This is a genomic window from Bacteroides sp. (genome assembly GCF_052357945.1).
Taxonomy (GTDB): domain Bacteria; phylum Bacteroidota; class Bacteroidia; order Bacteroidales; family Bacteroidaceae; genus Bacteroides.
In genome coordinates this window covers 1-11,553 of record NZ_DAWCXD010000148.1, presented here as the reverse complement: position 1 = coordinate 11,553, position 11,553 = coordinate 1, and the positions used below count along the sequence as shown (strand labels likewise).

The 11,553-nt window shown below is 41.2% G+C and carries 8 protein-coding genes and 2 tRNA genes; 3 read left to right on the top strand and 7 right to left on the bottom strand.

Translation table 11 applies throughout. The annotated features are described in order from the left end of the window. Positions 1-231: 231 nt before the first annotated feature. The 4 genes from ACT8YW_RS19175 to ACT8YW_RS19160 all read right to left on the bottom strand — a co-directional run bounded on the left by ACT8YW_RS19175 (position 232) and on the right by ACT8YW_RS19160 (position 3,873). Positions 232-303 (bottom strand) — tRNA-Glu (locus ACT8YW_RS19175). A 78-nt stretch (positions 304-381) separates the two neighbouring features. Continuing rightward, a tRNA-Ser gene (locus ACT8YW_RS19170) sits at positions 382-468 on the bottom strand. Positions 469-896: 428 nt separating this feature from the next. Continuing rightward, on the bottom strand, positions 897-2,324 hold the full coding sequence (locus ACT8YW_RS19165; protein WP_444106820.1) for a VWA domain-containing protein: 1,428 nt from the start codon (positions 2,322-2,324) through the stop codon (positions 897-899). Next, positions 2,299-3,873, bottom strand: coding sequence for an AAA family ATPase (locus ACT8YW_RS19160; RefSeq protein ID WP_444106819.1), 1,575 nt, complete (start codon positions 3,871-3,873; stop codon positions 2,299-2,301). The genes ACT8YW_RS19165 and ACT8YW_RS19160 overlap by 26 nt, the downstream gene beginning before the upstream one ends. A 213-nt stretch (positions 3,874-4,086) precedes the next feature. Between ACT8YW_RS19160 and ACT8YW_RS19155 the strand changes: the two genes are divergently transcribed. From ACT8YW_RS19155 to ACT8YW_RS19145, 3 genes are all read left to right on the top strand, one after another. Further along, positions 4,087-4,530 carry a hypothetical protein gene (locus tag ACT8YW_RS19155; RefSeq protein WP_008647198.1) on the top strand — a complete coding sequence of 148 codons (444 nt, stop codon included), beginning with the start codon at positions 4,087-4,089 and terminating at the stop codon, positions 4,528-4,530. 261 nt (positions 4,531-4,791) lie between these two features. Beyond that, a complete protein-coding gene (locus tag ACT8YW_RS19150) occupies positions 4,792-6,456 on the top strand; it encodes a putative transporter (RefSeq protein WP_008999316.1) in 1,665 nt (554 codons plus the stop codon). A gap of 205 nt (positions 6,457-6,661) precedes the next feature. Continuing rightward, entirely contained in the window at positions 6,662-8,656 is a 1,995-nt protein-coding gene (locus ACT8YW_RS19145) for a fructose-1,6-bisphosphatase (protein ID WP_444106818.1), read from the top strand. A 138-nt stretch (positions 8,657-8,794) separates the two neighbouring features. Here ACT8YW_RS19145 and ACT8YW_RS19140 read toward each other — a convergent pair whose 3' ends face one another. The 3 genes from ACT8YW_RS19140 to ACT8YW_RS19130 form a co-directional block, all read right to left on the bottom strand. After that, positions 8,795-9,259, bottom strand: a complete 465-nt coding sequence (locus ACT8YW_RS19140) for a GNAT family N-acetyltransferase (RefSeq protein ID WP_004306375.1) — start codon at positions 9,257-9,259, stop codon at positions 8,795-8,797. Positions 9,260-9,270: 11 nt separating this feature from the next. Then, positions 9,271-10,419, bottom strand: a complete 1,149-nt coding sequence (locus ACT8YW_RS19135; RefSeq protein ID WP_444106817.1) for an LA_2272 family surface repeat-containing protein — start codon at positions 10,417-10,419, stop codon at positions 9,271-9,273. 49 nt (positions 10,420-10,468) lie between these two features. Next, the coding region (locus ACT8YW_RS19130) for an AMP-binding protein (protein ID WP_149994138.1) at positions 10,469-11,553 on the bottom strand (1,085 nt) is incomplete at its 5' end.

The window sequence follows — 11,553 nt, the reverse complement described above, 5'->3', positions numbered from 1 at the left end:
AGATCTATAAAGAAAAAGAGGAAATGTAGTTAAACTGCATTTCCTCTTTTTCTTTATAGGTAGGTACATTAATGGGATAGCACGATAATAATTCAAGATGAATATTTGCATTAAATTTGCATTTTTCTTTTGAAAATACTTCTTTATAACGCCTAAAAACGATACTTTGATATAGATATAGGGCAATAAAAAAGCCTCTTACTTGCTAGTAAGAGGCTGATAATCAGATAGTAGTGGGTACGAGAATCGAACTCGTATTACATGCGTGAGAGGCATGTGTCCTAACCGTTAGACGAACCCACCGACTGAAAATTAGATTCAAAAAAGAGCCAAGCAATAAACTCGGCTCTTCCCTTGTCATCTTAAAGTTGAGATTTGGTGCGGAAGCTGGGGGATTCGAACCCCCGGTACGGTTACCCGTACGTCAGTTTAGCAAACTGGTGGTTTCAGCCACTCACCCAAACTTCCTTGAACCCGCATTCTCTCTCAAATGCGGTGCAAATATAGGGGGAACTTTTGGACTACGCAAATCTTTTAGCAAGATTTTTTTTACCTGTTTTTTGTGAAATGAGATAACCTGCTATGTTTCAAATGTTAAACGGAAGAAATTTTTTTCGAAAGCTTTTAATTTTTATCGATGGAATGGGAACTTGAAACATATTGACGCTATCCGCTTATTATAGTGACGGTATCTTCATGGGATAGGGTAAACATCCGGATGGGATAGTGACGGTATATTTGACGTGAGAAAAGGACATAAAAAAAGGCTATCTATCCCAGACAGCCAATCTTTTGTTAACCTTAAATCTAATACTATGAAAAACACAGTACAAATATACGGACTTCTGTCGAATTTGCAAATAAAACAAGAAAAAAGAGATGTTTTATAACATTGATTAAATATTTGATTCTTCAATTCTATTTTTATTAAGACTTTCAGCGTTTTGAACACTATATTCCCAATATTTATCACATAATTTCAGATAACTGGTCTCGGCACTTTTGCCTCCTAAAGAAATGGCATACATCTTTGTCTGTTTTGCTTTTGCATGTTCTATGGACTGGGATAGCAGTTTATCGACTGGACGCATCTCAAAATCCGATACGGTGATGATGTCTGCTTCCATATATCCTTCTTCGCTGATCTTTCGCAAAGCATGTGTGATGACTGGTTCCATATCTGTGCCACCATGAAAAGATTGGCTTAGAAAATCGACAAGGCGATCGAAACTACTCCCTAAATCGGTTATTTCAATACACTCGATATCATCGGAGAAGAGGATGACGTAACATTTCCGATGTTGTACTTCTGTCAATTCGGCAATGGCAAGTAGAGTAGATTTCGCGATTCTTTCCCGTTCGCCTGCCATAGAACCGGAAGTGTCCAGGCAAACGATGAAAGGGCCTTCAGCTTCTTCGGAAACTTCATTTCCTACTGTTTTCTTATCATTGATGGTTTGTTTCTCGTGCGATTGATAATCGATGACTTGTAGTCTCTTCTCTATGAAACGCTCGAAAAATATGGGTTGCAGGTTCTTTTCCGCCAGATAACAATATTCCAGAGGGAGAAGACTATTCAAATCGTTTCCTTCACAAATGCCTGCAATATCACTTCGGGTGGCATGAGATATAATTTGTTCCCGGTGAATACCTGCGGTCATTTTGAAACGTTTCCGGCTACTTTGGTGTTTTTTGCCTAAGATTTCTACCAGTTCGCGGATAACGGGATTTCGTTTGATCGTTTCTTCGTATTCTAAAATCTGTTCCGCTATCTGTTTATGATTGCGAAGTAGCCAGACGAGGCGTGAGCCACCGCGTACCGGAAGATTTTTGGCTAATGCCAGTTGAATACGGTAGAAATCCTCACAGAGTTGCTCGATATGTTCCATCTGATAGTTGAACTTATTGTTCGAGAGTAGCGTATGCCACTTGTCGAAAAAGAGAGTCCGTAGCGCTTTCCATTCTTTGGAACGTGGGCTGATTGCATCAAAACGTTGGAGATAGTATTTTACGTTGAGGTCTACCAGGTGATATTTCATGGAGAAGGGGTATGCGCTGTTTTTCAGGAATTGAAGAAACTTTGCGTCCGATGCTTCATTCATTTCATGAAAGTATTCCCATTGTGATGCATAACGGGAGTAGAAATCTTGCAGGGAGGGTTGTGTGTGACGAAAATACAGGTGAATGTCCGCATCCAGTTCTTCGGGACGGATAATCAGATTGTGTAGTTGTTCGTCGTACACATCATAGGCTATTCCCTGCAATTTTTCGTAATAAATGTCTTGCAGGTGTTTGAGCCTAATACTCTCTGTTCTCTTGTTCATGGGCATGAGCGATGATGCGAAGTTCGTTCCGGTAGTTCTCTATGATATGTGCAGTTTCCCCTAAGATTCGCTTAATTTTGCTTTTTTGCGATGAGCTTAAGAAAAGATGTTCCTTTGTATATGCTGTTTCCCGCTCGGAGATTGTTTTATATTCTACCTCCATTTGATGAAGTAAATCTATCACTTCCTGCAATGTAAATTCGAACGGAGTACTGCCGTCCTGCTGTGCTGGCAAAGGTTCGCAATTATCATAACATAGTAGTGGATACTCCTGATTGTTGACGAAAACGGATCGTTTCCCTTTTCGGAGGGAATAAATATTCTTTTGTGCGATATTTCTGTTCTTTACGAAATCGTAGGCTTTCAGGATTTTGTTGACCGGACGGAATTTATCCTGTTGGATATAAAACAACCGGTTGCTGTCTTTCCTCAAAGACTGGTAATCCGAAGCAAAGATGAGTAAATTTCCGGCAATATGGTAATCTTCTATGCGATGATAGAAGGTATCTACGACCTGGATTCCCGGATCGCTAAGTTCCCGTAGGCTGTGTTCGGACTTCATGTTTTCTTTCAATGTATCCAGTTTCTGTTCCAGTCGTTTTTCTCCCAATAAATATGTATTGATTCCCCGTGCAATCGACTGTTCCACTATGTTTTCGATGATGGGGAGCTGCGAAACTTCATCCCACAGACAGGCACTCATCAGCAAGCAGTCGGAGAAGTGAATTCCCGGAGATTCGTTCAGATAGGCCGAGGTGCGGAGCAGACCTACTATTTTTTTCCAACGGCGGTCGGATATATAGATCGGAGGGGTGTTTTCATCCCGCCCTGTATTATATTGCTCGATTTCTCGTTTGATATTGTGAATCAGCTCGAAGATGGTATAGTGGATACCTACTTTCTCACTTTCAGCTTGTATTTGATTGTATAATTCATCGTCTACCTGGAGTTTTGCCGGGATTTCAGGTTCTACTTCCCGTGTAGAAGAAATCATCTGGTCGAAAGCATATTCCTGTTCAATGCATCCGACAAACTGGCGGATCAGGAAACGGTCGTATAAGGCTTCCAGTCCTTCACCTTTTGCGGGTAGTTCGTTGGACGCGGCAATCAGTGCTTTCAGAGGAACACGCACCGTAAATTGTCCGTTGCGATATATCTTTTCATTGATTACTGTCAAAAGAGAATTTTGGATAGCAGGACCGGCTTTCCATATTTCATCCAGGAAGACAATCGATGCTGTCGGCAAGTATCCTTTTGTAATACGTTCGTATGTATCTTCATCTTTCAATTTTGAGATGGAGACGGGGCCGAATATTTCATCCGGTGTACTGAAACGAGACATCAGATATTCAAAAGCATCCGCATCTTTAAAAGCCAGTTTGAGCCTGCGCGCCACTAAGCTCTTGGCTACTCCCGGAGGGCCCAATAGAAAGATACTTTCACCTGCCATGGCAGATAATAGGGAGAGTGCGATGGTATGTTCTTTTTCGAATACTCCCTCATTGAGGGATTTCAGCAGTTGGGTGATATGGGATTTGATTGACTTCATGCGACAGATGATTTCATGTGTTGTTAGCAGGAGGCAAAGATACAAGAATTCTTTGAAATAGACTTCATTGGGGAGATTTACCCCTAGATTTAGGCAATTTCCTCCCGATAAGTAGGAGTTTTCAGTTTCATAAGGAAAATTCATTCTCTACTTTTGTTCTATCGAAAGATAAATGATAGATAATAATTAGAGAACCGTTAAAAATAAAGGAATATGAAAACGAACACATTTAAATACTTCGGTTTGGCTTTGATGGCTATATTGATGGTAAGTTTTACCTCTTGCGAAGTGGAAATAGACAGTTTCTATGATGATGATAATAATGGTGCAGGGTACTATAATCGTTCGGCTGATTTGTGTAGCCGTACCTGGGTTAGTTTCTACCGGGACATGGACGGTAACTATTGTCGTCAGGAACTGGATTTCTTTTTAGATCGTACGGGAATTGACTATATACGGGTGGAATATCCTAACGGAGCAGTAGAGCAGTATGAATATAATTTCCGTTGGAGCTGGGAGAATTATGCGCAGACTTCCATTCGTATGTCATACGGACCGAATGATGTTTCATATCTGGATGATGTGTACATCGGTGGAAACAGGCTAAGCGGTTATTTGGACGGACGAAATAACTTTGTAGAGTTTCAGGGGAAATGATGAAAGATAAAACGGAAAGAAACAGAGGGGAAAAATCGTTTGATGGATAACAAGATGCAGGTGAAAAGAGAAGGATAAGATAGTTAAGATAGAAATAGGATAGTTATTAGGAACAAAATAATAGGTAACGAAGTAAAAGGGTAATCAATAAGATTTCAGGATATATGATTCAGGGTATAAATAGGGCGCGAAATGAAAGCTTAAAAGTTTTGAACCGGACTAAATAGTTTTTATCTTTGCGCCCTATTAGTTTTTATATACATGGAGTGGTTATATAGTCTATTTCTCGAACATTCTGCCTTACAGGCTGTTGTGGTACTTTCATTGATTTCTGCCATTGGTCTGGGCTTGGGAAGAGTGCATTTCTGGGGAGTTTCCCTGGGAGTCACTTTTGTTTTTTTTGCAGGCATCCTCGCCGGCCATCTCGGGCTTTCGGTCGATCCGCAGATGTTGAACTACGCAGAAAGTTTCGGACTGGTCATTTTCGTTTATTCTCTCGGTTTGCAAGTCGGTCCCGGTTTCTTTAGCTCTTTCCGCAAAGGAGGGGTAACACTGAATATGCTGGCATTAGGAGTTGTTCTGTTGGGAACGTTGTTGACGGTGGTGGCCAGTTATGCGACAGGTGTCTCTCTTCCTGATATGGTTGGTATCCTTTGTGGAGCAACGACGAATACTCCGGCGTTGGGAGCCGCACAACAAACATTGAAACAGATGGGAATGGACAGCAGTACTCCTGCTTTAGGATGTGCGGTAGCCTATCCGATGGGGGTAGTTGGTGTAATCCTTGCCGTTTTATTAATTCGCAAAGTGCTGGTTCGCAAAGAAGACTTGGAGATAAAAGAGAAAGACGATGCGAACAAAACCTACATTGCAGCGTTTCAAGTACACAATCCTGCTATTTTCAATAAAAGCATCAAGGATATAGCTCGCATGAGTTACCCGAAGTTTGTCATCTCCCGCTTATGGCGTGACGGACATGTAAGTATTCCGACTTCTGACAAGATATTGAAGGAAGGTGACCGTTTGCTGGTGGTAACTGCGGAGAAAGATGCTTTGGCCTTGACCGTGCTTTTTGGTGAACAGGAAAATACGGATTGGAATAAAGAGGACATTGACTGGAATGCGATTGATAGTGAATTGATTTCTCAACGTATTGTCGTTACCCGCCCCGAACTGAATGGTAAGAAACTCGGTTCACTCCGGTTGAGAAATCATTATGGGATTAACATCAGCCGTGTTTATCGGTCGGGTGTGCAGTTGCTTGCTACTCCGGGATTGGTACTTCAATTAGGAGACCGTCTGACGGTAGTGGGAGAGGCTGCTGCTATTCAGAATGTGGAGAAAGTACTTGGAAATGCTGTAAAAAGTTTGAAAGAACCCAATCTGGTTGTTGTGTTTATCGGCATCGTACTCGGTTTGGCATTGGGGGCGATTCCTTTCTCTTTTCCGGGTGTCAGTACTCCTGTGAAGCTGGGATTAGCGGGTGGACCGATTATCGTTGGTATCCTTCTGGGAACTTTTGGACCGCGGATACACATGATTACTTATACCACCCGTAGCGCGAATCTGATGCTGCGTGCCTTAGGACTTTCCATGTACCTTGCTTGTCTGGGACTGGATGCCGGAGCTCATTTTTTCGACACCGTATTCCGTCCGGAAGGTTTGTTATGGATCGCTTTAGGAGCCGGATTGACTATTATTCCAACCGTACTGGTGGGGGTTGTGGCTTTCAAGATGATGAAGATTGATTTCGGCACTGTATCTGGTATGTTGTGCGGAAGTATGGCAAATCCGATGGCACTGAACTATGTAAACGATACAATTCCCGGCGACAACCCATCCGTAGCCTACGCGACTGTTTATCCGCTGTGTATGTTCCTGCGGGTAATTATCGCTCAAGTGTTGTTAATGTTCTTGTTAAATTGAGAATTGAGAATTGAAGATTGAGAAATGATGGATTTGTAAATAAAAAGTAGTCATTTCTTAATCAGGAATCGTTTAAAATAGATAAATTTGTGACAATAAAAGGAGAGGAATTAATAAATTCCTTTTTTGAGTTACTAAATGGTAAGTTGTCAACTAATAATAAGTTGCCAATTAATAAATTGTAAATAGTAAAATAGTAAATAGAATGACTGCTCAAAGTAACATAACTCCTGAAAGCATTGTGAGTGATCTCCGTTACCTGCAACTGCTTTCCCGAAGTTTTCCTACCATTGCCGATGCCAGTACGGAAATAATCAACCTAGAGGCTATCTTAAATCTACCTAAAGGGACAGAACATTTCCTGACTGATATTCATGGAGAATATGAAGCTTTTCAGCATGTACTGAAAAATGCTTCCGGTGCGGTAAAACGTAAAGTAAATGAAATATTCGGCAACACTCTTCGTGAAGCTGAAAAGAAAGAAATCTGCACGTTGATTTACTATCCCGAAGAGAAACTCCAATTGGTGAAGACCCGTGAAAAGGATCTGGATGATTGGTATCTGATTACGCTGAACCAACTGGTGAAAGTCTGTCAGAACGTGTCTTCCAAATATACCCGTTCGAAGGTTCGTAAATCACTACCTGCCGAATTCTCTTATATCATTCAGGAGTTATTGCACGAATCGTCTATCGAACCGAATAAGCATGCTTATATTAATGTAATTATCAGCACAATAATCACTACGAAGCGTGCCGATGATTTCATTATCGCTATGTGTAATCTGATTCAGCGCTTGACTATTGATTCTCTTCATATCGTAGGTGATATTTACGACCGTGGTCCCGGTGCACATATCATTATGGATACATTGTGTAATTACCACAACTTCGATATTCAATGGGGAAATCATGATATTCTTTGGATGGGAGCAGCTTCCGGTAATGATAGTTGTATCGCTAACGTGATACGTATGTCCATGCGCTATGGTAATCTGGGTACACTTGAAGACGGATACGGAATCAATTTGCTTCCATTGGCTACTTTTGCAATGGATACGTATGCCGATGATCCTTGCGCAATCTTCATGCCGAAAATGAACTTTGCCGATGCTCATTATAATGAGAAGACTTTGCGTTTGATTACTCAAATGCATAAAGCCATTACCATTATCCAGTTTAAGCTGGAAGCTGAAATCATCGACCGCCGTCCGGAATTCGGAATGGCTAATCGTAAACTTCTGGAGAAGATTGATTTTGAACGCGGCGTCTTTGTATATGAAGGAAAAGAATATGCTTTGCGTGATACCAACTTCCCGACTGTAGACCCGGCAGATCCTTACCGACTGACTGAAGAAGAACGCGAATTGGTAGAAAAGATTCATTATTCATTTATGAATAGTGAGAAATTGAAGAAGCACATGCGTTGTCTGTTTACCTATGGCGGTATGTATCTGGTTTCAAACTCGAATCTTCTTTATCATGCTTCTGTTCCTCTGAATGAGGATGGCAGCTTTAAACATGTCAAAATACGTGGTAAGGAATACTGGGGACATAAATTGCTGGATAAAGCCGATCAATTGATCCGTACCGCTTATTTCGATGAAGAAGGAGAGGAGGATAAGGAATTTGCTATGGATTATATCTGGTATATGTGGTGTGGTCCGGAAGCTCCTTTGTTCGATAAAGATAAGATGGCGACTTTTGAGCGCTATTTTGTAGAAGATAAAGAGTTACATAAAGAAAAGAAAGGCTATTATTACACATTGCGTAACCGGGAAGATATTTGTGACCAGATTTTGACAGAGTTTGGAGCTTCAGGGCCTCATTCGCATATAATCAACGGTCATGTGCCTGTGAAGACGATTCAGGGAGAACAACCTATGAAAGCCAATGGCAAGCTTTTCGTTATTGATGGTGGTTTTTCAAAAGCTTATCAGCCGGAAACGGGAATTGCGGGATATACGCTTGTTTATCATTCTCATGGTATGCAACTCGTACAGCACGAACCGTTCCAGTCTCGTCAGAAAGCCATTGAAGAGGGGCTTGATATCAAATCGACCAACTTCGTTCTCGAATTTAATTCGCAACGAATGATGGTGAAAGATACCGATAAGGGAAAAGAACTAGTGACTCAAATACAGGATTTGAAGAAACTGCTTGTTGCTTATCGTACTGGTCTGATAAAAGAAAAAGTGTGATAGATTGAAATGATAAGGGCTTAAAACCATCATTTATCATTTGATAGTTTTAGTAATGCTTAAAATATAGTGTCTTTATTTACTTGATACATAAGGAAAAGTGCAATTCATTATTAATATTGAATTGCACTTTTATTATTAATGCCCGTTATATTCCATACTATACATATCAAAGCCTTTGGCCCAATAGTCTCTTTGGATTTCTTTCAGTGTGAATCCTTGCTTTTCGTAGAATTTATAGGCTAATTGTGAAGTTCTAACGGTTATTTTTTGAATACCATCAATGGACTTTAATATTTCAATTCTATATTTTAATAATTGTGCTCCTAACGATTTGCCTTGGTACTGGGGATGTATGATATCCCAACTTATTTTTCCGCTGGCTTTATCCTTTGTAAAATTTATTCCGCCACAGCCTACAACCTTCTTGTTGAGTAATAGAACAAAATAAAGTTCACGTTCGCTATCCAGATAGTTGCTAAAATCAGCTTCTTCTTTCGGTGCAAAATATGCAGGCGTGTTCTGTCTGATTAAATCTATTACAGCATTCTTATCTGTTGGCTGGTATTCTCTAATTGTAGTTATGTTCATCTCAACGTTCATTGTAATTTTATTTAGAAAAGAACAATGCCTGCTTCTATAATCGCTCCTTTATCGTAATTGCTTGATTTATTATAGAATCTGGTTAGCCCATAACCGCCTGTTGCAAAGATACCGAACTTCCTGGTAAATTGATATTCCAGATTGGCACGTGCCTGCAATGCATATAAACGTTTCGGAATCACCTCGTCTTTGTTATCGAAAGCCTCGATATGCTGGTAGCCAAGGTCTCCGCTGATGGATAAGCCTTTGTAAAGAGTGAAGGACAAGCCAGCACGATAGGATGCACTTGCCGAAAACTTATCATTCAATCCCTGATACATGGAGCCGATTCCCAGAATGGTATAAAACAATTGGTTCTTGAAGCGTACACCTATATTGGCAGGCGTAGCATTTCCACCATACACCATCATTTGCACTCTTGTATCAGGATTCGCATTAACCAATCCGAGTTGGAATCCCTTCATATCTTCCTTGTAATAATTGACAAGGCCAATTTGAAGCCCGCGGGCCTGCGTTGCATAATTACATAATGCTATTTGCACCCCATTCAGTTTCGATGCGGTTATATTGGCAATTCCTGCCATCTGCAAGCCGTTCATGTGTTCGCCTACTACATTCAAAAGTCCGGAAGCCATCAAGCCGCCGAAACTCTGCCCTGTAATATTTGCCGCTCCGGAAAAGTGTAGCCCCGAAGCCATATTGCCCGTCACATTCATGAAACCGCTAATCATTAACCCCGAGGTATTATCTCCTCCGATACTGGTTAAACCGGATATGATTACTCCTTGTGTTCTGTCGCCAGTGATATTTACTAGTCCGGCAGCAGAAAGCCCTACGGTGTTGTTGCCGCTGATATTACTGATACCGGCTAGCTGGACACCCCTCATTGTTCCACCTGCCAGATTGGCTAATCCGGTGATCTGTACTCCGTTCATGTCACCATGTACCACACTTCCCAATGCATTGATACCCCCACCGTTCAAGCGATTCATTGTAGACAGGAGACCGATGTTCACATAAGTCGTCTGTGTACTGTCATGCGGTTGCGTACAAATATCTTTCCAGATAGATATATTAATACCTGCACTCTTGTTCTGTGCCGGTAAACAAACGGCAGCCATTAGTATAGCTGCCGTGAATATTGTTTTCTTTATCTTCATTCCTTTCTCTTTTCGGTTTAAGTAATATCTCTATGCAGCTAACTTTATATTAGCCTTTTGCTTCCTGGTATAAATAACGTTTGATACTCTTCTTCGGTGTCTTTTCGAATTCTTCCGGATAGATTTTCATCTTGGATATTTGGCTGTAAGCCGGTAGCGTATCATTCAGTGCCACACGGTTTTCTTCCATTATTTGCTCGATGTCTTCATTCTTCAAACCATGAGCGAAAGCGTCGTCAAAATCAGGATAAACAAGTCCGACAAGTTTTTCGTTTTGCTGAACGATAATACTTTCAGCCACGTATGGCAGGTTGTTCAATTTATCTTCAATTTCTTCCGGGTAGATATTCTGTCCGCTAGCACTCAATAACAGGTTCTTGCTGCGTCCTTTGATCGTAACATTTCCTTCAGCATCCATCAAAGCCAGGTCACCTGTATGCAGCCATCCGTCTTTGTCGATAACTTCCTGGGTGGCTTCTTCGTTTTTGTAATATCCCAACATCACATTCGGACCCTTACATACGATTTCGCCAACAATGTTCTCGGGATCAGATGACAACACTTTCACATCCATACGTGGTACAGCTTTTCCGCATGAACCCGGTTTGAATCTTCTCCAATCTTCGTAACAGATAATCGGACCACATTCCGTCATTCCATATCCTACTGTATAAGGGAAATCAATCATTTTCAAGAACTGTTCTACTTCCTGATTGAAAGCAGCACCTCCTACAATAACAGCTTTGAAGTTTCCGCCAAATGCTTTAATCATTTCTTCGCGTACCGTTGCTTTTATCTTGTCATTGATGATAGGTACTTTTAGTAAGATCTTCATTGCAGGAGTTTCCAGTTTCGGAAGTACGCTCTTCTTGATGATTTTTTCGATGATAAGCGGTACGGCAACAATCAGATTAGGTTTCACCTCTTCGAAAGCCTGGAAAATGATTTTCGGACTCGGCATGCGAGTAAGGAAGTAGATGTGGCAACCCACGGAGAACTCATAAAGGAATTCGAAAGCCAGTCCGTACATGTGTGCCATAGGGAGCATGGATACGATCTTATCTCCGGCTTGCAGGTCTAACACTTCAAAAGCAAATTTGGTATTCGACCACAGACTGCGATAGGGGAGCATTA